22 protein-coding genes are annotated in these 23,479 nt (G+C 65.7%); 5 read left to right on the top strand and 17 right to left on the bottom strand.

What is annotated here, in order from left to right:
* Positions 1-22: 22 nt before the first annotated feature.
* Both BH95_RS16800 and BH95_RS16795 read left to right on the top strand, forming a co-directional pair.
* A complete protein-coding gene (locus tag BH95_RS16800) occupies positions 23-598 on the top strand; it encodes an HhH-GPD-type base excision DNA repair protein (protein WP_026347386.1) in 576 nt (191 codons plus the stop codon).
* 85 nt (positions 599-683) lie between these two features.
* The gene (locus BH95_RS16795) at positions 684-3,020 is read left to right on the top strand and encodes a DNA polymerase III subunit gamma and tau (RefSeq protein ID WP_037185189.1); all 2,337 of its coding nucleotides are present in this window, start codon (positions 684-686) and stop codon (positions 3,018-3,020) included.
* Positions 3,021-3,122: 102 nt separating this feature from the next.
* On the opposite strand, the gene BH95_RS16790 is transcribed toward BH95_RS16795, so the two are convergent.
* Positions 3,123-3,362: a hypothetical protein gene (locus BH95_RS16790; protein WP_019662877.1), complete on the bottom strand. Its 240-nt coding sequence runs from the start codon at positions 3,360-3,362 to the stop codon at positions 3,123-3,125.
* Between the two features lie 285 nt (positions 3,363-3,647).
* Between BH95_RS16790 and BH95_RS16785 the strand changes: the two genes are divergently transcribed.
* Positions 3,648-4,859: an acetyl-CoA C-acetyltransferase gene (locus BH95_RS16785; protein ID WP_020111033.1), complete on the top strand. Its 1,212-nt coding sequence runs from the start codon at positions 3,648-3,650 to the stop codon at positions 4,857-4,859.
* A 10-nt stretch (positions 4,860-4,869) separates the two neighbouring features.
* Positions 4,870-7,020 carry a 3-hydroxyacyl-CoA dehydrogenase NAD-binding domain-containing protein gene (locus tag BH95_RS16780; RefSeq protein WP_019662879.1) on the top strand — a complete coding sequence of 717 codons (2,151 nt, stop codon included), beginning with the start codon at positions 4,870-4,872 and terminating at the stop codon, positions 7,018-7,020.
* Positions 7,021-7,056: 36 nt separating this feature from the next.
* On the opposite strand, the gene BH95_RS16775 is transcribed toward BH95_RS16780, so the two are convergent.
* From BH95_RS16775 to BH95_RS16705, 15 genes are all read right to left on the bottom strand, one after another.
* Positions 7,057-7,737 (bottom strand): GntR family transcriptional regulator, encoded by a 681-nt coding sequence (locus BH95_RS16775; RefSeq protein WP_176458757.1) that lies wholly within the window; start codon positions 7,735-7,737, stop codon positions 7,057-7,059.
* A 116-nt stretch (positions 7,738-7,853) separates the two neighbouring features.
* Complete coding sequence (locus BH95_RS16770; RefSeq protein ID WP_020111031.1) at positions 7,854-9,011, bottom strand: cation:proton antiporter; 1,158 nt, start codon at positions 9,009-9,011, stop codon at positions 7,854-7,856.
* A 4-nt stretch (positions 9,012-9,015) separates the two neighbouring features.
* Positions 9,016-9,495, bottom strand: coding sequence for a cation:proton antiporter regulatory subunit (locus BH95_RS16765; RefSeq protein ID WP_020111030.1), 480 nt, complete (start codon positions 9,493-9,495; stop codon positions 9,016-9,018).
* Positions 9,496-9,563: 68 nt separating this feature from the next.
* Entirely contained in the window at positions 9,564-9,878 is a 315-nt protein-coding gene (mihF, locus tag BH95_RS16760) for an integration host factor, actinobacterial type (RefSeq protein WP_026347388.1), read from the bottom strand.
* 234 nt (positions 9,879-10,112) lie between these two features.
* Positions 10,113-10,583 (bottom strand): hypothetical protein, encoded by a 471-nt coding sequence (locus BH95_RS16755; protein ID WP_037143170.1) that lies wholly within the window; start codon positions 10,581-10,583, stop codon positions 10,113-10,115.
* The gene (locus tag BH95_RS16750) at positions 10,580-11,785 is read right to left on the bottom strand and encodes an MCE family protein (RefSeq protein ID WP_037164411.1); all 1,206 of its coding nucleotides are present in this window, start codon (positions 11,783-11,785) and stop codon (positions 10,580-10,582) included. The genes BH95_RS16755 and BH95_RS16750 overlap by 4 nt, the downstream gene beginning before the upstream one ends.
* Positions 11,782-12,819 carry an MCE family protein gene (locus BH95_RS16745; protein WP_230594339.1) on the bottom strand — a complete coding sequence of 346 codons (1,038 nt, stop codon included), beginning with the start codon at positions 12,817-12,819 and terminating at the stop codon, positions 11,782-11,784. Before BH95_RS16745 ends, BH95_RS16750 begins: the two co-directional genes overlap by 4 nt.
* Positions 12,816-13,910, bottom strand: coding sequence for an MCE family protein (locus tag BH95_RS16740; protein ID WP_037164404.1), 1,095 nt, complete (start codon positions 13,908-13,910; stop codon positions 12,816-12,818). The genes BH95_RS16745 and BH95_RS16740 overlap by 4 nt, the downstream gene beginning before the upstream one ends.
* Positions 13,907-14,884, bottom strand: a complete 978-nt coding sequence (locus BH95_RS16735) for an MCE family protein (RefSeq protein WP_019662888.1) — start codon at positions 14,882-14,884, stop codon at positions 13,907-13,909. Before BH95_RS16735 ends, BH95_RS16740 begins: the two co-directional genes overlap by 4 nt.
* A complete protein-coding gene (locus BH95_RS16730) occupies positions 14,881-15,891 on the bottom strand; it encodes an MCE family protein (protein WP_037164401.1) in 1,011 nt (336 codons plus the stop codon). The genes BH95_RS16735 and BH95_RS16730 overlap by 4 nt, the downstream gene beginning before the upstream one ends.
* Entirely contained in the window at positions 15,888-17,018 is a 1,131-nt protein-coding gene (locus BH95_RS16725; protein ID WP_037183199.1) for an MCE family protein, read from the bottom strand. The genes BH95_RS16730 and BH95_RS16725 overlap by 4 nt, the downstream gene beginning before the upstream one ends.
* Complete coding sequence (locus BH95_RS16720) at positions 17,015-17,863, bottom strand: MlaE family ABC transporter permease (RefSeq protein ID WP_019662891.1); 849 nt, start codon at positions 17,861-17,863, stop codon at positions 17,015-17,017. Before BH95_RS16720 ends, BH95_RS16725 begins: the two co-directional genes overlap by 4 nt.
* Positions 17,863-18,672: an ABC transporter permease gene (locus BH95_RS16715; RefSeq protein ID WP_033190078.1), complete on the bottom strand. Its 810-nt coding sequence runs from the start codon at positions 18,670-18,672 to the stop codon at positions 17,863-17,865. The genes BH95_RS16720 and BH95_RS16715 overlap by 1 nt, the downstream gene beginning before the upstream one ends.
* A 3-nt stretch (positions 18,673-18,675) precedes the next feature.
* The gene (gene fadD5 / locus BH95_RS16710; RefSeq protein WP_037164395.1) at positions 18,676-20,211 is read right to left on the bottom strand and encodes a fatty-acid--CoA ligase FadD5; all 1,536 of its coding nucleotides are present in this window, start codon (positions 20,209-20,211) and stop codon (positions 18,676-18,678) included.
* Between the two features lie 117 nt (positions 20,212-20,328).
* Complete coding sequence (locus BH95_RS16705; protein ID WP_179277987.1) at positions 20,329-21,117, bottom strand: enoyl-CoA hydratase-related protein; 789 nt, start codon at positions 21,115-21,117, stop codon at positions 20,329-20,331.
* Positions 21,118-21,292: 175 nt separating this feature from the next.
* Here BH95_RS16705 and BH95_RS16700 point away from each other — a divergent pair, with 175 nt between their 5' ends.
* The gene (locus BH95_RS16700; RefSeq protein WP_052060073.1) at positions 21,293-22,519 is read left to right on the top strand and encodes a TetR/AcrR family transcriptional regulator; all 1,227 of its coding nucleotides are present in this window, start codon (positions 21,293-21,295) and stop codon (positions 22,517-22,519) included.
* Positions 22,520-22,522: 3 nt separating this feature from the next.
* On the opposite strand, the gene BH95_RS16695 is transcribed toward BH95_RS16700, so the two are convergent.
* A complete protein-coding gene (locus BH95_RS16695) occupies positions 22,523-23,458 on the bottom strand; it encodes a DUF808 domain-containing protein (protein ID WP_033190080.1) in 936 nt (311 codons plus the stop codon).
* Positions 23,459-23,479: the final 21 nt, after the last annotated feature.

Genomic DNA, 23,479 nt, shown 5'->3' with positions numbered 1-23,479 from the left:
CACAGGTGGCATGATCGACGACATGTCTCCCACCTTGCATCTGACTGGCGACGCGGAAGCCGATGCGTTGTTGGCCGAGGACCCGTTCGCGCTGCTCATCGGGATGCTGCTGGATCAGCAGGTGCCCATGGAATCGGCATTCGCGGGCCCGAAGAAACTCGTCGACCGTCTCGGTGACCTCAAGGTCGACACCATCGCGCAGGCCGACCCCGACGAGTTCGCCGCGGTGTGCGCGACGACCCCTGCAGTGCACCGCTTTCCGGGCTCGATGGCCAAGCGGATTCAGGGTCTCGCGGAGTTCGTCGCCGAGAACTACGACGGCAAACCCGACGAGATCTGGCGTCGCGGCGACCCGAACGGCGCCGAGGTTCTGAAGCGGCTGAAAGCACTACCGGGATACGGCGACCAGAAGGCCCGCATCTTCCTCGCGCTCCTCGGGAAGCAGATGGGCGTCACTCCCGAAGGCTGGCGGGACGCCGCAGGGGCCTACGGCGACGACGGTTCCAGGCGTTCCATCGCCGATGTCGTCGACGAGAAATCCCTGCTCGAGGTCCGCGAGTTCAAGAAGGCAGCGAAGGCAGCCGCGAAGAACAAGTGAGACGCGCTCCGGCCATGGCGGCGGGCATGCTCGACCGCCCGACGGGGTTGTGCCGGTGTCGGTGCGCGCCGGTACCCTTCCATGCGTGGCTCTCTACCGGAAGTACCGTCCTGCGACGTTCGCTGAGGTCGTCGGGCAGGAGCACGTAACCGAACCGTTGAGCACCGCGCTCAACTCCAATCGGATCAACCACGCATACCTGTTCTCCGGGCCCCGAGGCTGCGGTAAGACGTCGTCGGCGCGCATCCTCGCGCGGTCGCTGAACTGCGTCGAAGGCCCGACGTCCACGCCGTGCGGCGTCTGCAACTCCTGCGTCGCTCTCGCGCCGGGTGGGCCGGGCAACCTCGACGTCGTCGAGATGGACGCGGCAAGCCACGGTGGCGTCGACGACGCACGAGATCTCCGAGACAAGGCGGTCTACGCGCCCGCCGAATCGCGCTACGTCATCTTCATCATCGACGAGGCCCACATGGTCACGACAGCAGGCTTCAACGCACTGCTCAAGGTCGTCGAAGAGCCGCCGGAGCACCTTGTCTTCATCTTCGCGACGACGGAGCCGGAGAAGGTGCTCCCGACCATCCGTTCGCGTACGCACCACTACCCGTTCCGGCTGCTCCCGCCGTCGACCATGCGTGGGCTGCTCGAGAAGATCACCGCGCAGGAGTCGGTCCCCGTCGAGGATCCCGTCTATCCGTTGGTGATTCGAGCCGGCGGCGGATCGCCGCGTGACTCGCTGAGCGTGCTGGACCAGCTGCTCGCAGGCGCAGGACCCGAAGGCGTCACGTATCCGCGGGCACTGTCCCTGCTCGGCGTCACCGACGTCGCGTTGATCGACGAAGCCGTGGATGCACTCGCGGCCGGGGACGGTGGATCACTGTTCGGGACGGTCGACAAAGTGGTCGACGCCGGACACGATCCGCGCCGCTTCGCGACGGACCTGCTGGAAAGGCTCCGCGACCTCATCCTCATGCGCGCCGTCCCCGACGCAGGTGAGCGCGGGCTGGTCGATGTTCCCGGTGACGTTCTCGAACGTCTGCGCGACGAAGCGGGCCGCATCGGCTCGGCGACCCTGGCGCGCTATGCAGAGATCATCCACGCCGGTCTGGGGGAGATGCGCGGCGCCACCGCACCGCGCCTGCTGCTCGAAGTCATGTGTGCGCGGATGCTGCTTCCCTCGGCATCCGACGCCGAATCTGCTGTGCTGCAGCGTCTCGAGCGTCTCGAGCGGCGCCTGGACGTCACGTTGCCCGCCGGCGAGCAAGCAGCCGTCGACCAGGCTCCGCAGCGTCGTGCTGAGCCGTCGACCCCCAGCGCGCCGCCGGTCGACGACACACCGCCCAAGTTCGTCCGGCCGTCCCAACGGGCGGCTGCGGCCCCCGAGCCTGCAGCGCCCGCGCCTGACGTACCTCCCGTGGTTCCGACCGCTCCCGCAGTCCCTCCGGCACCTGCCGCCAGCATTCCGACGACGCCCGAGCCCGAACCCAAACCCACTCCTGAGCCCGAGCCGACGCCGCAGCCCGAGCCGACGCCGCAGCCCGAGCCCACTCCTGAGCCCGAGCCGCAGCCCGAGCCCACTCCGGTGCCGCAGCCGGACCCCGAGCCGACCCCGGAACCCGAGCCTGTTCCGGAGCCTGTGTCGACCCCGGAACCCGAGCCGACCCCGGAACCTGAAGCGGCGCCCGTAGAGCCCGAGCGTCCAGTCGCCGAACCGACCCGCGCGTTCGACTTCCCTGCGCCGGTCGAGCCCGAGCCTGCCCCGGAACAGATACCAGCCCCTGAACCAGTACCGAATCCGGAGCCCGAGCCGGTTGCGGCGGCGTCCACTCAGCCGGACGCCGCGGCGATTCGTGCGGTCTGGTCCGAGGTCCGAGCCAAGGTGCGCGAGCGCAGCCGCACGGTCGAGGTCATGCTGTCCGGTGCCTCGGTTCGAGCGGTGAGCGACGGCTCGATCACGCTCGGCCACGATTCCGCGCCGCTCGCGAAGCGGCTGCAGGAAGGACGGAATGCCGACGTCATCAGGGATGCGCTGCGTGATGTGTTCGGTGTCGACTGGCAGGTGACGTGCGTCGTCGGAGCAGCAGCTCCTGCTGAGGAAGCTCCGGTCGCCAAGGCCGCGCCCGAGCCTCCGAAAGCGCCTCCGACCAAGTTCTCGCGTCCGAGCCAGGCGAACAAGCCGGCTTCGACGGCGCGGGAGTCGGGAGCGACCGACCACGGATACGACGACATACCGCCCCCCGAGGCGCCCGACTATCCCGACGACCCCGAGCCGGCCGGTCCACCGCCCCCGGAAACACCGGAGGACGAGGAAGAGCTGCTCAAAGCGGCCGCCGAGCCTGCCGACCCGTCGGTGCGGCGCGACCCGGAAACGGTGGCCATGGAACTGCTGCAGGCAGAACTCGGAGCAACTCCGCTCAAGGAGTAGGAGTCAGCACCCTTCTTGCCGAGCTGACACGCCCAGTCCGCGGATAGAAGGCGTGCTGGGTCGGTAGAAAGGGTGCTGAGTCGACCACATGACCGACCTTGGTCAGGTTGCTTCGATGTCCTCGGGGTCGACGAAGACGAGTCGGCCGTCGTCGAGGGCGACGGCGTAGCGGTGAGCCCGGGCCCAGGTGCGGTCGACCGATGCCGTCTGCTCACCGAAGTCTTCCTTGACGACGCCTGATTCCTTGGGCCACTGGTCGCGTGGCAGGGAAGAATCGGAGCTGTAGCGCACTTTGACGTGCGCTCCGACCGCGAGCGGCTTCTGGGTGTCCATGGTCATCATCTCCGTAACTGGCCGAGCTCGAACCTCCCCCGCAGGCTCCACTCTGTGGAACCGGTTCGTTCCGCTGGCTCCACTCCCATATCCCCCCGAGTGGTGATGCTATCTCTACCCCTGTCTCGTCGAGCTGAAACGCACGCGCCGGTCACGGACCGCGCTCGTTTCGGTCCTTCACCGGGTTGTGTACCGCGTTCTAGTGTGAGAGGAGCCGAGGTGTGATCCTCGAGTCCTGCGGCGCCCTCGGGTGCCGCCGCCGAGTCAGAAGTACGTGGAAGGAACGACCGCGCTGTGACTACAGAAGCGTTCATTTACGAAGCCATCAGGACCCCACGCGGCAAGGGGAAGAACGGCTCACTGCATTCCGTCAAGCCCATTTCGCTGGTCACCGGCCTGATCGACGAGTTGCGTCGACGGTTCCCCGACCTCGACGAGAACCGCATCTCCGACTTGATCCTCGGTGTGGTCTCCCCGGTGGGCGATCAGGGTGCCGATATTGCGCGCACCGCGGTTCTGGCCGCGAAGATGCCGGACACCGTGGGCGGATTCCAGCTCAACCGGTTCTGCGCGTCCGGCCTCGAAGCCGTCAACCTGGCTGCGCAGAAGGTGCGTTCCGGCTGGGACGAGGTCGTCATCGCCGGTGGTGTCGAGTCCATGTCCCGCGTCCCGATGGGCAGTGACGGCGGCGCGTGGGCGATGGATCCGGCCACCAACTACGACACGTACTTCGCGCCGCAGGGCATCGGCGCCGATCTCATCGCGACGATCGAGGGGTTCAGCCGCGAAGACGTCGACGCCTACGCAGTGCAGTCGCAGGAGCGTGCCGCCGCTGCATGGTCGGGTGGCTACTTCGCCAAGTCCGTCGTACCGGTCACCGACCAGAACGGCCTGCTGATCCTCGACCACGACGAGCACATGCGTCCGGGCAGCACGGTCGAATCGCTCGGCAAACTGAACCCGGCCTTCACCGGTGTCGCTGCGATGGGTGGATTCGACGACGTCGCGCTGCAGAAGTACCACTGGATCGAGAAGATCGATCACGTCCACACCGGTGGTAACAGCTCCGGCATCGTCGACGGTGCAGCCCTCGTCCTTGTCGGTAGCGAGCAGGCAGGCAAGGACCTGAACCTGGTTCCGCGTGCGCGCATCGTCGCGACGGCCACCTCCGGTGCAGACACGACGATCATGCTGACCGGCCCGACACCCGCGTCGAAGAAGGTTCTCGCAACCGCAGGATTGACCGTCGACGACATCGATCTCTTCGAATTGAACGAGGCGTTCGCGTCCGTCGTCCTTCGCTTCCAGAAGGACCTGCAGATCCCGAACGAGAAGCTCAACGTCAACGGTGGAGCCATCGCGATGGGCCACCCGCTCGGCGCCACCGGAGCCATGATCACCGGAACCGTGCTCGACGAGCTCGAGCGTCGCGGCGGCCGGTACGCACTCATCACCCTGTGCATCGGCGGCGGCATGGGCGTTGCCACCATCATCGAGCGAGTCTGAGGAACACACCATGAGCGAAAACATGATCACCTGGGACCAGGATTCCGACGGCATCGTCGTGCTCACGATGGACGACCCCAACCAGGGCGCCAACACGATGAACCAGCTGTACAAGGACTCGATGGGCGCGACCGTCGATCGACTGGAGAAGGAACTCGACTCCATCACCGGCGTCGTGATCACCTCGGCGAAGAAAACGTTCTTCGCCGGTGGTGACCTCAACAGCCTCATCACCGCGAAGCCCGAGGACGCCCAGCGCGTGTTCGACGAGGTACAGGAAGTCAAAGCGCAGCTGCGACGCCTGGAGAAGCTCGGCAAGCCCGTCGTCTCCGCGATCAACGGTGCTGCACTCGGCGGTGGACTCGAGATCACTCTTGCGACCCACCACCGGATCGCCGCGAATGTCTCGGGCGTTCAGCTCGGTCTGCCCGAGGTATCCCTCGGTCTTCTGCCCGGTGGCGGTGGCGTCACACGCATCACGCGCCTGCTCGGCATCCAGAACGGATTCATGACGGTCCTCGCCCAGGGCACCCGGTTCCGTCCGGAGAAGGCTCTGGAGATCGGCCTCGTGCACGAGCTCGTCGACAGCATCGACGCCCTCGTGCCCGCGGCGAAGGCGTGGATCAAGGCCAACCCCGAGGGTGGCGTCGCACCATGGGACGTCAAGGGCTACAAGATCCCCGGCGGCACCCCGTCGAACCCGAAGCTCGCTGCCGTCCTGCCTGCGTTCCCGTCGAACCTGCGTAAGCAGATCAAGGGTGCGCCGATGCCGGCGCCGCGCGCGATCCTGTCGGCCGCAGTCGAGGGCGCTCAAGTCGATTTCGACAATGCGTCGACCATCGAGTCCCGCTACTTCACCGAGTTGGTCACCGGCTCGGTATCGAAGAACATGATCCAGGCGTTCTTCTTCGATCTGCAGGCGATCAATGCAGGCAAGTCCCGCCCGGACGGCATCGAGAAGACGACGTTCACCAAGGTCGCAGTGCTCGGTGCAGGCATGATGGGCGCCGGTATCGCCTACGTGTGTGCCAAAGCGGGCATCGAGGTGGTCCTCAAGGACGTCGCCATCGAATCCGCGCAGAAGGGCAAGGCGTACTCCGAGGCCATCGAGGCCAAGGCACTCTCGCGTGGCAAGACCACTCAGGAGAAGTCCGACGCGCTGCTCGCGCGGATCCATCCGACCGCCGACGCCAAGGACGTCGAAGGCGCCGATCTCGTCATCGAGGCGGTCTTCGAATCCGAGGAGCTCAAGCAGAAGGTGTTCCAGGAGATCGAGGACCTCGTCGACCCGTCGGCGTTGCTCGGTTCCAACACCTCGACGCTACCGATCACGAGCCTCGCTCAGGGCGTGAAGCGTCAGGAGGACTTCATCGGAATCCACTTCTTCTCGCCCGTCGACAAGATGCCGCTGGTGGAGATCATCCGCGGCGAGAAGACGTCGGACGCTGCGCTGGCGAAGGCCTTCGACCTGGTACAGGTCATCAAAAAGACTCCGATCGTCGTCAACGACAGCCGCGGATTCTTCACCTCGCGCGTCATCGGCACCTTCATCAACGAGGCCATCGCGATGCTCGGTGAAGGTGTGGAGCCGTCGACCATCGAGCAGGCAGGTCTGCAGGCAGGCTACCCGGCGGCGCCGCTGCAGCTCTCGGACGAGCTGACGCTCAACCTGATGCAGAAGATCCGCAAGGAGACCTACGACGCCATCAAGGCCGCGGGTGGAACTCCTCCCGAGGATCCGGCCGGCGCAGTCATCGACAAGATGGTCGACGAGTTCGAGCGTCCGTCGAAGGCCAAGGGCGCAGGCTTCTACGAGTACGCCGACGGCAAGCGCGCCGGCCTGTGGCCTGGCCTGCGTGACGCGTTCAAGTCAGGTACCGCGGACATCCCGTTCGAGGATCTGAAGGAGCGCATGCTGTTCATCGAGGCCATCGAGACGCAGAAGTGCTTCGACGAGGGTGTCCTGAACACCACCGCCGACGCCAACATCGGCTCGATCTTCGGCATCGGCTACCCGGCCTGGACCGGTGGTGTGCACCAGTACATCGTCGGCTACGAGGCCCAGGACGGTTCCCTCGGTCAGGCTGCGTTCGTCAAGCGTGCCGACGAGCTGGCTGCCAAGTACGGCGAGCGGTTCACCGCGCCGGACTCGCTCCGTTAGGTGAGTGGAAATGTGTCCCCTGGGACACATTTCCACTCACAGGGCGCGGTACGCGATCAGGCGTTCCGCGCCATCGGTGAACTGTCGGCGCATCAGCGTGCAGGCCGCATCCACGTCGCCCGCACGGAGAGCGTCGATCAACTGTTCGTGATTACGCACCGCCGCTCGCCCCCATTCCGGATCCGACGCGTACAGCCGGGTGGGGGTGTAGCGGGTGGCGTTGTTGAGAAACCACGCCAGCTTGGTTGCACCGGTGAGGCGATTGAGAACCCGGTGGAACTCGAACTCGGCGATCTCGACTTCCTCGGCCTGATTCTTTTCCACCGCCGCGGCCAGGGACTCGTTGAACTTCTCCAGCTCGGCAACGACGTCGTCGGTGATCTTCGGTGCCGCCCGGCGGACCAGTTCGACTGCGATCTGTCCCTGTAGCCAGAAGATGTCGACGATGTCCTCGGGCGTGAGCGGGGAGACGACGTAGCCGCGGTGCGGCACCAGTTCCACCATTCCTTCGCCCCGCAACGTGAGCAGTGCTTCGCGGACCGGGGTGACGCTGACACCGAGTTCGGCAGCCGTCTCGTCGAGTCGGATGAAGTCGCCCGGACGGACCGCGCCGGACATGACGATGTGCCGCACGTGGTTGGCGACGTCTTCGGACAATTGTGGGCGCCGACGCAATGCGGGGGCACCGTCCGCTGGTGATCGACGCTGCTGGGCCATTCGGTCAGCTTAGGCGTCGCAGGAGTGGAGCCTGCGGAATGACTTGATAGAAGCAGGAGTGGAGCCTGCGGAATGACTCAGTGGGGGCAGGAGTGGAGCCTGCGGAATGAATGTTGTCAGTCTGCGCGGACTGCGGGTGGGACGGCGATGACCCGTGCTGCGACAGGGCCCAGAACGGCCATGAGCAGTACGTACGCGGTGGCGAGGGCGGCTAATTCTTTGTCGACGGCTCCGGCTGCCACGGCGAGGCCGGCGATCACGATGGAGAATTCCCCGCGTGCGACCAGTGCGGCGCCTGCGCGAAGCTGCCCGGGTCTGCCGATGCCCTGACGACCGGCGGCCCATGCCCCGGTCATCACTTTGGTGATGGTGGTGACGATGGCCAGGACGATTGCCCAGCCGAGCACCGGTGGCACCGTCGCGGGGTCGGTCTGTAGTCCGAAGACGACGAAGAACATAGCCGCGAACAGGTCGCGGAGGGGTTCGAGTACGCGGGTGGCGTTGTCGGCCGTGGAGCCGGAGATCGCGATTCCCAGGAGGAAGGCGCCGACGGCGGCGGAGACCTGCAGTTCGGACGCGATGCCGGCCACCAGTAAGGCGGCGCCGAGGACGTTGAGCAGTACGACCTCACGGTTCGCGCTGTCGACCAGCGCCGAGACGAACTTGCCGTACCGAAGCGCAACCACCAGGACGACCGTCACGACCAACAGCGAGATACCGACTGCTTCCATGCCGCCGAGAAAACTGACACCGCTCAGCACGGTGGTCAGGATCGGGAGATAGATGGCCATGGCCAGGTCTTCGAACACGAGGATCGACAGCACGACGGGCGTCTCGCGGTTTCCGAGGCGTCCCAGGTCGGTGAGGACTTTCGCGACGATTCCCGACGACGAGATGTAGGTGACCCCGCCGAGGACGAGTGCGCCGACGCCACCCCAGCCGAGCACGAGTGCCAGTACTGCGCCCGGTGTGAAGTTGAGGACGATGTCGACGATTCCCGCGAGCGAGGAGCGGCGAAGTCCGGTGACGAGTTCGGCTGCGGTGTATTCGAGCCCTAACAGTAGGAGGAGAAGAATGACGCCGATTTCGCTGGCGAGTTCGCTGAACTCGTCGATTCCGCCGAGGGTGACGAAGCCGCCGTTCCCGAAGGCCAGGCCGCCGAGTAGGTAGAACGGGATGGGCGACACGCCGATCTTGCCGGCGAGACGAGCAAGAAGTCCGAGTGTGAAGAAGACCGCGCCGAGTTCGATCAGAGCGAGCGCGCTCTCGGCCATGTCGCTATCGGCCGAGCAGCTTGGTTGCGGCGTCGAGGCCGTCGGCGGTTCCTACGGCGACCAGAAGGTCGCCCGCGACGAGCGTGAAATCGGGAGTGGGCGACGGCTGGACCTGGCCTGCGCGCATGACGGCGACGATGGACACACCGGTCTTGGTGCGCATGGTGGTGTCGCCGAGGGTTCGGCCGTCGAATCGCGAGCCCAGTTTGATGGGCAGTTGGCGTGTGTTGATGCCGGGAAGGTCGCGATGCTCTTCCCCGAGCTGAGCAATGAGTTGCGGCGTGCCGAGCAGGTTGCCCAGCGCCGCCGCCTCCTCATTGCTCAGGGTGATGGACGCCTGTGTTGCGTCGGGGTCGTCTTTACGCGAAACGATCAGCTCGTTCGCCCCGTCTTTGCGGGTGATGACACCGATGCGGCGCCCGGATGCGAGGGCGAAATCCTTCCGCACCCCGATCCCGGGCAGCAGGGTCACTTCGACGTTCATGGGGAAATGCTAGCCCCGCACGAGCGAGATATGTCCTCGATAACCCTGCAGGCCGATCCAGCGTCGTATCAGGACGCGACAGCCGCCAGAAGTGCCTCGCGCTGGTTTGCGCCGAGTCCACCGATACGGCGGGTGTCTGCGATGGACAGCTGCTCGAGCAGCTGTGCGGCGCGCACCGAACCGACACCCGGAAGTGCCTTGATCAGGGCAGACACCTTGGTCTTCTTCACGATCTCGTCGTTCTCGGCCTTTGCGAGAACGTCAGCGACGCTGAGCTCGCCGGACTTGACGGCGGCCAGCAGCTTCGACCGGGCGGTGCGTGCCTCGGCAGCCTTGGCCAGAGCCGCGGTGCGCTGTTCCGGAGTCAATACTGGTAAAGCCATGGCCTGTTCTCCTCGATTGTGGTGACCCGTCGCTTTGGTGACATGGTCTTCGACCCTCTTGCATCGTGCCTGGTGGCTCCGACAATCTATCGAACCAACACGCGTGTGATTCGACGAGAGCCACCGTTCCTTCCCAGCCAGGCTACGTCCTTTGCGTTTCGGGGTGTGCCCCGACCAGCAGTTAGGTCCGACCCGAGGGCCTGCGATCATGCGGCGAGGGCCCGTCGGCGGCTGTCAGCGAGGCTCGGCCGATGCGAGCAACCACCGGTCTCCGTTTCGCTCGAGTTCGATGATCATGCGTGACGAATCGGTGCGGCCGTCGGGTGCTGCGAGGTTCCGTACTTGCTGATCGAGGAACACCGCGACGGTGGCTCGATCGTCGCTCAGTTCGACGATTCCTGCGGCGACGACGTGCCCGGTCGCGGTGCCCTGTCCGGTCGTCAGGAGGTCCTGCAGTTTCGTGGACACGTCGCGGTAGGTGCCGGCGAATTCGTCGGTCGACGCAGCGGTCACTCGGTCGAGGTTCGCACCCGGATCGTTGAAGTCGTACGTGGCGAGTTCCTCGGTGTACTGCGTCGCCGACGCCAGTGCGGCGGACCGGAGGTCGTTCTGCTCTCGGTCGTCGAGGTGGAGGTATCCGAGGACGGCCACACCCATTGTGAGAGCGGCGATCACGAGTGCGACGGTGCGGGTTCGGAGCGTCATTTCCGTACTCCTTCCAGGAGTTGCTTCCAGTAGTTCAGTGCCTCCACGCCGGTGGGGACGAGGAGGGGATCCTCGGCGATCGGGGGCCCGGTGACGCTGCCGGGGACGGTCGACCCGGACAGTCCGAGGTTGTTCGGTCTCGGCGCGTTCTGGGCGCCGCGCTGCTCGAGGTCGTCGCCGGGTGGGCAGTAGAGGTTCAGGTTCGGATCGCGCGGTGAGGTGTCGCCGACGGCGCGGCGCGGTGTGTCGTACCAACAGACCGGGCCTTGGGTGCCGACGAGAGTGAAATCGCCGCGGTCGCCGTGCACGATGGACGTCAGCTTTCCGAGTGTCTCGGGCATCGCGATCAGCAGTGCGTCCAACGCGGGTGTGCGGTCACCGAGTACGCCGGTGACGGTGACGAGGTTGGTCATCAAAGCTCCGACTGTCCCGCGCGTGTCGTCGAGCAGTTGTCGGGTTCGTCCCAGTGCGTCCGGTGATCGATCGAGCAGGTAGATCAACGTCGGTTCCTGCGCGAGTAGCTGCTGGGTGACGTCGGCGGCGGCGCGCGCAGCTCCCGGCAGCGCGTCCGAGCGGGATGCGAGCGCGTCCAGCATCGGTAGCGAATGGTCGACGATGTTCGCCAGCGCCGGGGCGTGTTCGTCGAGAATCCGGCTGAGTGTGTCGGCGTCGTCGAGCAGTTGCTGGAGTTGGGTGCCGGTGCCGCCCACGGCGGTGCCGAACGTCTCGCCGATCGTGGTGACCGAGGCCGGATCGATGGATTCGGCGAGGGCCGCCATTCGCGTCAGCAACTCGTCGAGTTGCACCGGCGCGAGTTCGGGCGGAACGTCCAGGCTGTCGCCGTCGGCGAGGTACGGGCCTTGTCCGGTAATCGGCGAGATGTCCAGGGTTTGGATTCCGAGGGCGCTGTTGCTGGTCACGGATGCGACGGATCCGACGGGAACGCGGGTGTCCGGGTCGAGGGCGAGCCTCACTTCGGCGCCGCTGACGGTGACCGATATGTCGGTGACGGATCCGACCGCGACACCTCGGTAGGTCACACCGGTACCGACACCGATGTTCGACGCGTCGGCCATGGTTGCGTGTACGTCGATCGAGCCGCGCAGCGATTGCGATCCGAGCGCGTAGGTGCTGCCGACGACGAGTGCGACGACGGCGGTGACGGCGAACAACACCAGCTGTATGCGGACCGGCCTGTTCATCGCGGTGCCTCGGGGGCGAAGAGTGGATCCAGTGCCCCGGGTACGTCCGCGAGGCGACCCCCGGTGGTCAGTTCGCCGACGGTCTCGGGGAGGTCGAGTGCGCCGTCGAAGACGAGGTAGTCGCCGTGGACCGCACCGTTGAATCCGGCGATGAACTGGTTCATGTTGGCCAGTGCCGGAGTCACGGACGCGTTGAAGCTCTGGATCGAGTGCACGATGTGGGCCAGATCGTCGATGCCGTCGGTAATCTCGGACTGGTTGTCCGCGAACAGCTTCTGTGCGGAGGCTGCGAGTGACGCAGTGGAGTCGACGAGCGAGGCGATGTGGTCGCGTTGGGAGACGAGGAGCTCCATCGTGGGAGCGGCTACGGTCAGCCCGGCGTCGATCGCAGCGCGGTTGTCCGCCAGCATCGCAGAGACGGACCGTGCCGCGGCCAGGACGCGGTCGAACTCGGCTTGGTGCTCGGCGGCGTTCGCCAGAATCCGGTCGGCACCGACCAGGAGCGTACGGATGTCGGGACCCCGGCCGTCGAACGCGGCGTTCAGCTCGGTGCCGATGGTGCGAAGTTGGTCGAGTCCGCTGCCGTTCAACACCAGACCCAGAGTGGCGAGCGACGTCTCGAGCTCGGGCCCGATCTCGGTGTTCTCGAGCGTGTCGCCGTCGGCCAGCGTGTCGTTGTTCGTCGAGGCATCGCCCGGGATCGTCAGCCGTACGTAGGGTTCGCCCAGGGCGGAGGCGAGTTCCAGTGACGCCGTGACATCGGCCGGGAGCGGAACGGACTGGGACAGGCTCAGTCCCACCGCTGCGACGACGCCATCGGTGGACAGGTCGTCGACACGCCCGACCAGCTGCTGGCCGACGCGGACCTCGGTGCCGAGCCGAATCCGGTCGGCACGGGGAAATTGTGCGGTGACATGGTAGTCGTCACCGTCCGCCGACCGGCCGACGGGGAGTTGTCCCAGACCGATACCGCAGCCGGACAACAGCATGCCGGACAACAACATACAGGCGGATACCAGCGCTGGACGTCTCATCGTGGTCCCCCCAACAGTTGCGGCAGGCCCAGCGGATCGGGCGTCTCGAACGGCACGGTGATCGGGTTGGTGATGCCTGCACCGGTGCAGATGGGCAACGCGTATTCGCGACACAGCGGTACCGCGGCGGCGAACTGGTCGAGATCGGTCGAGATGTTCAACCGGATCCGGGCGCGCTGGTCTTCGCCGATGGTGTTGCCGATGTTCTGCATCATCAGCGGCAGTACGTCCATGAATTCGGCGAACTGTGCTTCTCGCGCCGCGAACTGCCCGGTGAGTGCGCCCGCATTCTGCACCACGGCCCGCACGTCGTCCCCTCGGTCTGCCAGCAGTCGGTCCAGATGGTCGAACATCGATCTCAGCTGGGCGATGGGTTCCCCGATCTCGAGGTCCTGACGCTGTATCTCGTTCCCCAGATCCGCAAGCGAGTCGGTGACCGACTGCACCGCGCCCTGACGGGCCGTGACGGCGGTGATCAAGCGGTCGAGGTTCTCGATCAGCGCACCGAGTTGTTCACTGTTGCCTCCGACGACTGCGGTTGCGCGCGAGATGTCTCCTATGGCGTCGTTGATCTGCGGCCCGAGACCGGCCGTTCTGTCGGCGAGGGCGGACAGAGCGCCCCCGACATCGGCGCCCTCTCCGCCGGTACCACTGTCGGGTCCGAGCGCTGTGGCGATGGTGTCGAGGCTGTCCTGCAGTTGGTCCCAGTTGATCGGGGAGTGACTGCGTTCGACTCCGATGACCTCGTCGCCGAGGACGGGTCCGCCGCGGTATGCCGGTCCGAGTTCGACGAAGCGGTCGCTGACGACCGACGGGTTCATGACGAATGCCTGTGCGTCCGCGGGGATGTCGACGTCGCCCGCCACCGTCATGGTCACGCGGACCGAGGTGCCCTGTGGAGCGACGGCGTCGACGGTCCCCACCGGGACTCCGAGGACCTGGACCGGGCTACCCGGGTAGATTCCGTTGATGTACGCGAAATCCGCGGTGACGGTGGTGTTGTCGCCGCTTCCGTGGAACACGAACCACGCGCTTGCGGTCACTGCGACGGTGGCGAGGGCGAGCGCGGCTCTCGCGGCGCGGGTGTTCATCGGGTGCAGCCCTGTTGAACTCCGAGGGAGCAGAGGAGGTTGTCCGGAATCGGTCCCGCGGGGGCGGAGACATCGACCCAGTTGCCGTTACCCGTGGCGTCGGTGACGGCGCGCAAGGCGGGAGGAAGTGTCGTCAGGAGCGTGTCGATGTTCTGTCCGTTCCGTTCGAGGGTGTCGGTCACCGACGTCATGTCGACCAGGAGACGGTCGAGTTCGTCGGCATTGTCGTCGAGGAACGCCGACGCGGTGCCGATCAGCGTTCGGAGGTCGGTGACCAAGCGGCCGAGTGCGGTTCGGCGATCCGACAACGTGGACAGCACGAGCTGTGCGTTCCCGAGGAGTGTCGTCATCGACTGGCTTTCTGCGGCGACGGTCGACGTCAGCGACTGCGCGACGTCGAGCAGGCTCGCTATCTTGTCGTCGTTGCGGGCCAGGACCTCCGACGCCGCACTGATACCGGTGAGAGCATCGGACATCACGGACGAGTCCTCCGGCACGGTCTCGCGCAGGGTGGTGACCATGGACTCGAGCGCGGATACGTCGAGTTCTTCGGCGACCGTGCGTACTTCGGTTCCGATGTCGTCGAGAGAGTAGGGAACCGACGTCCGTTCCGTCGGGATCGTTCGATCGTCGCCGACGGGTCCGCTTCCGTCGGGAACGATCTCGAGGTATCGCTTCCCCAGGATCGTGCGGAGTTTGACGGCAGCATGGGTGCGGTCGCCGAGCGGCTGGTCGCGGTCGAGTCGGAAGTGGACGTCGACGTGATCTCCGGCCAGTTCGACGCTGTCGACGCGTCCGGCCGGCACGCCGGCGAGGAACACGGGGTCGGCTTCGGTGAGTCCGCCCGCGTGCGCGAATTGTGCTGTGTACGGCGCAGTTCGAATCAGATACCAGCCTTGTGGAATCAGGAGGGCGGACGCGAGCAGGACTGTCACGGCGAGAATTCCGACGATGCCGAGTCTGGTGGTGTTCATCGGCAGATCTCCGTGTGCGCGTCGCCGAAGATGTTCGTCTCGGCGTCGCCCGCCTTCAGGGTGAAGTTGCAGGTGTAGAGGTTCAGCCAGCCGCCGTAGTCGCCGATGCTGTTGATGGAGCTCGCCAGCTCGGGCAGCAACGTCATCGTGCGATCGAACTGCTCGGTGTTGGGTATCCACGATCGGGTCGTCGCACGGAGATCGGCGACGGTGCCGTCGAGTGGCGCCGACGCGTCGGTCGCCAGTTCGGCCAGTGCCGCCACAGCGGTCGATCCGTCGTCGAGAAGAGTGATGAGGGAGTCGTTACGGTCGGCGACGACCCGGCTCATATCGGTCAATCCGGTGATCAGGCGGGTGATGTCGGCGTCGTGGCTGTTCATGGTCTGCAGTACCGCGTCGAGGTCGGCGATCAGGTCGCTGAAGATCTGGTCGTTGTTCGCGAGTCCCCGAGTCACGCCGGCGACGTGACGCAGCAGTGAGTCGACGGTGCCGGCTTCGCCTTGGAATGCGTCGGTGATGGACCGCGCGAGCGCGTTGACCTGACTGGGCTCGATGGCGTCGAACAGTGGTTTGAAGCCGTTGACCAGGGCCGTCAGGTCGACGGGTGGCGACGTGCGGTCCAGGGGAATCGTGGAGTCGAGGGTGCCGGCGGGGTCTTCGGGTGGCACGAGCGCAAGATAGCGTGCACCGAGCATGTCGCCGTATCTGATTGCTGCCGTGACGTTTCCGGGAATCGGCACGGAGGTCTGCACGTCGAAATCCACCACAGCGATGGTTCTGGCGCCGTCGGCTTCGTAGCGCACGTCGTCGACCTTGCCGATCCGTACACCTGCGAGCGTGACGTCGTTGCCGGTGCGGAGCCCTTCGACACCGGTGAATTCTGCACTGTGAGTTATCGTCTCACCGCTCACCGGCACACTGAGGGTGTCGACGACAACTACGGCGGACAGTAACCCTGCCACCGCGAACGCAGCGAGTGCGAACATCGGACGTGCCAGCGACGTCATCTGATGGTCACCTCCGTTCCGCGGAGAAGGGGAGCGAGCAGCATGGTGCTGGCCGGGTTCAACGGTTCCGATGTCCCGCTCGCGCTGTCCTGAACCTCGGCAAGTGCACAGTTCGGCCCGTTCAGCCCGGGGTAGCGGGGGCAGTCCGCCGCGGTGTAGGGCAGCGGCGACGAGAAGTCCGGGACGGCGGTGATGTCGAAGCGACCGGTCGCGAAGATCCGCGCTCCCGCTGCCCCGAACGGCGCGAACTGATCGAGTGTCGACGCCAGGCCGGATGAGTTCTCGGACACCGTGCCCAGTACGGGCGAGCCGCGACGAACGACGGTGATGGCGCCGGGCAGGTTCTCGTCGGCGACGGTCACTGCGGCGCCGCCGAGTCGCGCGGCCGTCGTCAGCAACGCTTCGACCCCGGTCGAGTGGTCCAGCATCGTCTGCGACAGGCTGGTCGCTGCCTCGATGGTCGCCAGGACGTCCGGTGTTGCCGCAGCGGCTGCATCGGCCACCTGCAGGGTCTGCGGGGTGCTGTCGAGGACGGCGTGGATGGACGGTTCGAGCGTCGTCGACAGTGATGCGAGCCGCTCGATCGTGGCGGCGAGTTGTTCACCTCGGCCGCGCAGGGCGGTGCTGATCGCCGTCAACGCGGCCTGTGTCTCGGCCGGTTTCAAGCTGTCCAGCAGGTCGGTGACCTGTCGATAGACCTCGCTCAGTTGCACGGCGTCCTGCCCGGTGTCCATCGCGAGTTCGTCGCCCGCACGCAGAGGTTCGGAGCCTGCCCCGCCATGGTCGACGAGGCGTAGGTAGACGTCGCCGAACAACGTCCGCGGTACGACGCGCACGAGCGCCGACGCGGGGACCTCGGTGTCGAGGCGCATGGTGACGCGGGATCGATCGACGCCGCTGTCGATGTCCACGACTTTTCCGACCTGCACTCCGTGGTACTGGACGCCGATTTCACCGATCAGTAGGCCCGCGGACGACGGGATCTCCGCGTACACCTCGGGGGCACGTTCGAACGCGCCGTTCCCGTACGCCACAGCGGCGACGGCTGCGACCACGAGGGCTGCGGCCGTGGCCAGTCCGCGCAGGGCGAGCGCTGTCCGGCTCGGGCCCAGTACACGTGGTGTCACGACACACCGAGCCCGGGGACGGAGGGGACGACGCCCCAGAGAACGAAGGTGAGGAACACGTCGGTGATACCGATCGCGAGGATCGACGTACGAAGCGCGCGCCCGGCCGCCCGTCCGACGCCCTCGGGGCCACCGGATGCGTGAAAACCGTAGGAGCAGTGCACGAGTGCGACGATGATCGCGAACACGACGGCCTTGACGACCGAGTAGACGAGGTCGCCGGGGGACAGTGCGAGGTGGAAGTAGTAGTCGTAGGTCCCGGCCGAACTGCCCCCGAAGGTGACGACGACGAGACGCGTCGCGACGAACGTCGCGATGAGTCCGACCATGTAGATCGGCACAATGCAGATCACTGCTGCGATCACCCGAGTCGTCGCCAGAAACGGTATGGGGCGCACCGACATGGAGTCCAGCGCGTCCACCTCGTCGGAGATCCGCATCGCGCCGAGTTGGGCGGTGAACCCGGTCCCTACCTTGGCGGCGAGGGCGATGCTGGCGATGACGGGTGCGAGTTCGCGGGTGTTGGCGATGGCGGAGAGCAAGCCGGACAGCGATGTGAGGCCGATCAGGTCCAACCCTCGATAGGTTTCGACGCCGACCATCATCGCGGCGACGGCCGACATCGCGAACACGATGCCGATGGTTCCGCCGCCGGCGAGCAGTGACGCGTAGCCGAAGCTGACCTCGCCGACGTGCTGTGCCACGTGCTTGGGGTAGCGGCGAAGGGTGTACGGCACGGATGCGACGGTTTCGGCGTAGAACGTCACGTGACGGCCGAGTTCGGAGAAGGCGTTCGTGACACCCCGGCCGCGTCGCCTCAGCCGAACGAAACTGTCGTAGTTCATCAGTAGGTCCCCACCGCGGGAACGATCACTGCATACAGTTGCGACAGAACGGTGTTCACGACGAACACCATGACGAAGGCGAGGACGACGGCTTCGTTGACGGCGTCGGCGACCCCGCTCGGTCCGCCCTTGGCGTTCAGGCCCTTGTACGACGCGATGAGAGTCGACGTGATCGCGAAGCACACGGACTTGACCATCGCCATCGCGAAATCGGACACCCGGCCGTATTCGCTGAACGTGGCGAGGAATGCTCCTGCGGATTGGTCGGCGACGAAGACCTGGTAGAAGAAGCAGGCTCCCACCCCGACGACGGTGACCATTCCGCACACTGCGAGTGCGACGAACATCGAGGCGATCAACCGGGGCACGACGAGCCTGGCGATCACGTCGAGCCCCATCACCTCCATGGCGGCGATCTCCTCGCGGATGGTGCGCGAGCCGAGGTCGGCGCAGATCGCGGACCCGGCGACCCCCGCCAACATCAATGCGCAGACGAGTGCGGCGGCCTGGCCGACGACGACGAAGGCGACGACTGCGCCCGAATACGCTCCCGCGCCCAGTCTTCCGGCCAGCGACCCGACGGACACCGCGATCAACACTCCGATGGGAAGCATCAGCAACAGCGCGGGGATCGTGCACACCCGGGCGACGAACAAGGCCTGGGTGACCGTCTCCGTGAGGGAGAGCCTCCGTTGTGCGATCGTGGTGACCGTGCGGGTCGCCGCGGTGACCGAGAACGCGATCAGACCGCCGACCTGATTCGCGAGGTCGCGCGTCGGCGACGCTTTCGCCGCGGGGTCGACAGTCACCGGTTACGCGGGTGTCGGTGAATAGGACGTGCGCAGTGCAACTTTGACGACCTTGCCACTGGCGTTGCGGGGGAGTGAATCGACGACGACGAGTTCCTTGGGGTGCTTGTACTTCGCCAGGTGGTCCCCGAGCCACGAGGTCAACTCGGCCAACGTGAAGTCGTCGGGGTCGTTCAGGGCGACGACGGCGACCGGGACTTCGCCCCACTTTCCGTCCGGGCGTCCGATGACGGCTGCCTCGAGAATGCGCGGATGCCCGTACAGGACGTTCTCCACCTCGGCGCAGTAGATGTTCTCACCGCCGGAGATGATCATGTCCTTCTTACGGTCGACGACGAACACGAATCCTTCGTCGTCCTGCCTGACCAGGTCGCCCGAGTGGAACCAACCGCCGTGGAAAGCGTCGGCGGTGGCGTCGGGGTTCTGCCAGTACTCCTGCATGAGAGTGGGTCCGCGGTAGACGATTTCGCCGATCTCGCCGGTCGGTACGTCGTTCATCTCGTCGTCGACGATCCGCGCCGACACAGTGGGTACGACGCGTCCGACCGAGCCCAGTTTGCGTAGCGCGTCTTCGCCGTCGAGCACGCAGGTGATGGGCGACATCTCGGTCTGGCCGAACACTGCCACGTTCAGGGCGTTCGGGAACGTCTCGGCCATGGCTTTCAAGATCGTGTCCGACGCCGGTGCCGCGCCCCACGAGATGACGCGAAGGCTCAGATCTCTCGGCTTGCGTGTCTGCTCGGTGCACATGGCCTGCCACTGCACGGGCACGAGGAACAGGGTGGTGACTCCTTCTTCGGCGAGGACGTCGAGAAGGGTCGAGGGATCGAATGCACCGACGGGGTAGATCACCGTCGGTATGCCCAGTTGCAGACTGGGTGCGAGGCTGCCGAGGGCGGCGATGTGGAACATCGGCGATGCGCAGAAGCCGACCTCGTCGACCCCGTGCATCTGCAGTGCTCGAATACAGGTCAGCGACTGGGCCTGCATGTTGGAGTGTGTCAGCACAGCGCCTTTGGGCCTACCCGTGGTGCCCGAGGTGTACATGATGAGCGCGGGCGCGTCGTCGCGCACGTCGACAGGTGGTGCAGGCTGCGCGGCGGCGAGCAGTTCTTCGTAGGCGTCGCCGACGACGATGATGTCGCCCAGTGAATCGACCTGTGCTGCAACTGCATCGGCCAAGGGGGACAGTGTCTCGTCGGTGATCAACAGGTGGGAACCGCTGTTCTGCGCGAGGTAGGCGACCTCGGGCGGAGTCATGCGGAAGTTCACGGGGACGGCCAGTGCGCCGAGTGCGTTGATCGCGAGCACGGCTTCCAGGTACTCGGGCCGATTGAGCATCAGGATCAGCACACGGTCTCCTGAGCCGACCCCTCGTCGGCTCAGGACGCCGGCGAACCTGCCGACCCGGCTGTCGAGCTGGGCCCAGGTGATGGTGGCGCCCTGGAAGCGCAGGGCAGTGGCGTCGGGCTGCATCAGCGCATGCCGACGAACCTGGTTGTTCCAATTGTTTCGAATCGAACGATGGGGTTCGTTCAAGGGAGCGGACAAAAGCTCTTCCTCTTTCGTCGAAGGCGGGATGTGCAGTGAGCGTACCGAAGGTCGGGCTTACCCGAGGGCAAATCGAGACGTTTGTTTCTGCATGTCATGTGCTGTCTAAGTTTGCCGTGATTCGCCTTTGTCGCCGAGTAGTGCGCCTACTCGATTGCGAAATTCCGGCGCAGTCAGCAGTTCGATCTGCCCTTCCCTCTCGCGCGCCAACGCATCGCCCAGAAGTGCAAGCGTCGATGCCGTCAGTGCGTGCTTGGTCAGCTGCAGGGCGCGGGCCGGTCCGTGTGCCAGTCGGCGCGCGACCGATGCGACCGTGTCGGCGAGCTCGTCCGCCGGAAGCGCCTGGGTGATCAGACCCGACGCGGCGGCGTCGCGCGCGGTCATCGGCTCACCGAGCAGTGCCATCGCGGTGGCTCGGGCGCGTCCTATCGCTGCCGGGACGAGCAAGCTCGCCCCACCGTCGGGCATCAGCCCGACGCCCGTGAAGGCCAGAAGAAACGTGGCGTCCTCGGCGGCGTAGACGAGGTCGGCGGCCAGTGCCAGCGACACCCCGATGCCCGCGGCGATGCCGCTGACCTGTGCAATCACCGGAACGGGTGCGTCTATGACGGCCCTGATCAAGGAGGATGCGACGTCCATCGTGTGGTCTGCCTGCAGGCGTGCTTCGGCGTCGCTTCTCGGCTGGGCGCGGGAAAGTTCGACGATGTCTGCTCCGGTGCTGAACGCAGGTCCGCGCCCGGTGATCACGACGACCCGAACGCTCGGCCCGAGTGCGGTGAGTGCGTCGATCAGTGCGGTCGTGGTGGCGCCGTCGAGCGCGTTCATTCTTTCGGGTCGATCGATTTCCAGCGTGAGTACGCCGTCGTCTTCGGTTCTGTGCAAACCGTGGGTCATCGAGAGCTCCAGCCGGGTGTCAGGACGTGGGGCGGATGCAGGAGGGGTGCATGCGAATTGCCGCTAACTTAACTCCTCAAATCGAATGTCTGTCAAGGGTCGTGGAAAATTTCTGAACCGACGGGCCGGCGACGGTCACGCGCTATCATGGTTTCTGCTGCTCTCGAGCAGCTTCATGTGCGGTAGCGCGGTAACGGATGGAGGTGTGGTGACGGAAGCGGAAGTGACGGTGAAACGTCGTCGTCCTCGAAATCGGAAGGCGCAGATTCTCACGGCTGCGGCCGAAGCGTTCAGCGAACGTGGCTACCATCCGGTCGGCATCGACGACATCGCTGCGACGGTCGGCATCTCCGGCCCGGCGCTCTATCGTCATTTCCCGACGAAGTACGCACTGTTCGTGCACACCGTCATGCGGCTGGCGGATCAACTGCTGGCCGCGACGGATCCCGCGGTGGTCACCGAGGACGATCCGGAAGCGCGTGTCGAGGCCATGATCACCGCGATCATCCGTACGACCATCGACAACCGCCGGACCGGTGGTCTGTATCGCTGGGAGGGTCGGTACCTGATCGGCGAGGACAAGACGTCGCTGCGGGACAAGCTGTACACCCTGCACGGGCGCGTGGCCGAGCCGCTCCGTCGGGTGCGTCCGGCGTTGACGGAAGCCGACGCCGCGCTGCTGGCCACCGGTGCGATCAGTGTGGTGGCGAGCATGACTGCGCACCGAACCGCACTGTCCGCCAAGCAGATCGAGGTCACCGTCCTCCAGGCCGCGTGGTCGGTACTGAGGACGGATCTACCGAAGCTCTCGACGGACGAGTCGGGTGCGGAGCGCCGAGGCGGCGACGGAGGAGATTCCAAACGCGAAGTGCTGCTGCGGGAATCGATGCAACTGTTCTATCAGCGCGGTTATCACGACGTCAGTATCGAAGACATCGGCGCAGCAGCCGGCATCAATGCGTCGAGCGTCTACCGTCATTTCTCGAGCAAGGCCGACCTGTTGGCCGCGGCATTCCACCGCGCGAACGAAAGACTGATCGCGACACTGGACGAGGCGCTTGCGGTATCGACGGAACCGGAGGCCGCTATCGCGACACTGTGCCGGCTCTACACCGAGCTGACGTTCCGTCAGAGCGAGCTCGTGGCCGTCTACTTCGCGGAGATCGGCAATCTCCCGGCCGACCAACGGTCCGGACTTCGGAACGTACAGCGGCAGAACATCGAACAGTGGGCCCGGCTTCTGCGTGATGCGCGGCCCGAGCTGTCGGTGGTGACGTCACGATTCCTGGTGCACGCCGCACTCGGAATCGTCTTCGACGTCGGCCGCGCCGTGCGGTTCGATCGATCCGACACCACGGTCACGCGGGTGACCGCGGTCATGACCTCGGTTCTTCTGAACTGAAGCTCAGTTCTTGCGCCGCGCCAGCGCGGACTTCACGCCCAACTGTGCGAGTACGACGATAACGCCGACGATCAGGCCGAGCAACGCCGACGCGAGGGTGTTGACGATCCACGCGAGGATCGGTCCGATCCCGGCGATGTCGTGCACCGCTTCCTCGCCGTGGTGGACGAGTTCGTAGAGGGGATGGAAGCCGAGCTCGTCGATGCCGACGAGGAGGATGTGGCCACCGACCCACAGCATCGCCGCGGTGCCGACGATGCCGAGAAACGACATGACCTTCGGCATCGCCTTGACGAGCCCACGGCCGAACTTCTCGACGAATCCCGTCGACTTGTCCGCCAGGCGCAACCCGATGTCGTCCATCTTCACGATCAAACCGACGACGCCGTAGACGATCACCGTGATGACGACGGCCACGACGGCGAGGATGATCAGCCTGCTCCAGAAGCCTTCGGCAGCAATCGTGTCGAGCGCGATGACCATGATCTCGGCGGAGAGAATGAGGTCGGTGCGGACGGCGCCGGAAACGACGGAGTCCTCGTCCTTCGGCTCGTCGGCGGCCTCGTCGTGGTGGTCACCGTGGCCGAAGACGGCGCCCCAGATCTTGTGCGCAGCTTCGTAGGCGAGGTAGCAACCACCCAGCATCAGAATCGGTGTCAGCAGCCACGGCAGGAATTGGCTCAGCAGCAACGCGATCGGAAGAATGATCAGCAGTTTGTTGCGCAGCGAACCGATCGCGATGCGTTTGATGATCGGAAGCTCACGCTCGGCAGCGAGGCCGCGGACGTACTGAGGCGTCACCGCGGCGTCGTCGATCACGACACCCGCAGCCTTGGCCGTCGCACGTCCGGTTGCCGCTCCCACATCGTCGATGGAGGCCGCGGCCAGGCGCGCAAGTGCGGCCACATCGTCCAACAGGGCAACAAGTCCACCCGCCATCACTGGCCTCCACTTCGAATC

The sequence above is a fragment of the Rhodococcoides fascians A44A genome, assembly GCF_000760735.1.
In the GTDB taxonomy this organism is placed as follows: domain Bacteria; phylum Actinomycetota; class Actinomycetes; order Mycobacteriales; family Mycobacteriaceae; genus Rhodococcoides; species Rhodococcoides fascians_E.
The sequence above is the reverse complement of the archived record's forward strand: the minus strand, read 5'-3'. Positions and strand labels throughout refer to the sequence as shown.

Excerpts from the sequence above, each read along its gene's own strand:
- BH95_RS16755 (WP_037143170.1), bottom strand. The coding sequence starts at position 10,583 with ATGACGCTCCGAACCCGCACCGTCGCACTCGTGATCGCCGCTCTCACA.
- BH95_RS16775 (WP_176458757.1), bottom strand. The coding sequence starts at position 7,737 with ATGGCCCAGCAGCGTCGATCACCAGCGGACGGTGCCCCCGCATTGCGT.
- BH95_RS16705 (WP_179277987.1), bottom strand. The coding sequence starts at position 21,117 with ATGACCCACGGTTTGCACAGAACCGAAGACGACGGCGTACTCACGCTG.
- BH95_RS16750 (WP_037164411.1), bottom strand. The coding sequence starts at position 11,785 with ATGAACAGGCCGGTCCGCATACAGCTGGTGTTGTTCGCCGTCACCGCC.
- BH95_RS16780 (WP_019662879.1), top strand. The coding sequence starts at position 4,870 with ATGAGCGAAAACATGATCACCTGGGACCAGGATTCCGACGGCATCGTC.
- BH95_RS16695 (WP_033190080.1), bottom strand. The coding sequence starts at position 23,458 with ATGGCGGGTGGACTTGTTGCCCTGTTGGACGATGTGGCCGCACTTGCG.
- BH95_RS16765 (WP_020111030.1), bottom strand. The coding sequence starts at position 9,495 with ATGAACGTCGAAGTGACCCTGCTGCCCGGGATCGGGGTGCGGAAGGAT.
- BH95_RS16770 (WP_020111031.1), bottom strand. The coding sequence starts at position 9,011 with ATGGCCGAGAGCGCGCTCGCTCTGATCGAACTCGGCGCGGTCTTCTTC.
- BH95_RS16730 (WP_037164401.1), bottom strand. The coding sequence starts at position 15,891 with ATGACGTCGCTGGCACGTCCGATGTTCGCACTCGCTGCGTTCGCGGTG.
- BH95_RS16800 (WP_026347386.1), top strand. The coding sequence starts at position 23 with ATGTCTCCCACCTTGCATCTGACTGGCGACGCGGAAGCCGATGCGTTG.
- BH95_RS16720 (WP_019662891.1), bottom strand. The coding sequence starts at position 17,863 with ATGAACTACGACAGTTTCGTTCGGCTGAGGCGACGCGGCCGGGGTGTC.
- BH95_RS16700 (WP_052060073.1), top strand. The coding sequence starts at position 21,293 with ATGTGCGGTAGCGCGGTAACGGATGGAGGTGTGGTGACGGAAGCGGAA.
- BH95_RS16735 (WP_019662888.1), bottom strand. The coding sequence starts at position 14,884 with ATGAACACCACCAGACTCGGCATCGTCGGAATTCTCGCCGTGACAGTC.
- BH95_RS16745 (WP_230594339.1), bottom strand. The coding sequence starts at position 12,819 with ATGAGACGTCCAGCGCTGGTATCCGCCTGTATGTTGTTGTCCGGCATG.
- mihF (WP_026347388.1), bottom strand. The coding sequence starts at position 9,878 with ATGGCTTTACCAGTATTGACTCCGGAACAGCGCACCGCGGCTCTGGCC.
- BH95_RS16790 (WP_019662877.1), bottom strand. The coding sequence starts at position 3,362 with ATGATGACCATGGACACCCAGAAGCCGCTCGCGGTCGGAGCGCACGTC.
- BH95_RS16740 (WP_037164404.1), bottom strand. The coding sequence starts at position 13,910 with ATGAACACCCGCGCCGCGAGAGCCGCGCTCGCCCTCGCCACCGTCGCA.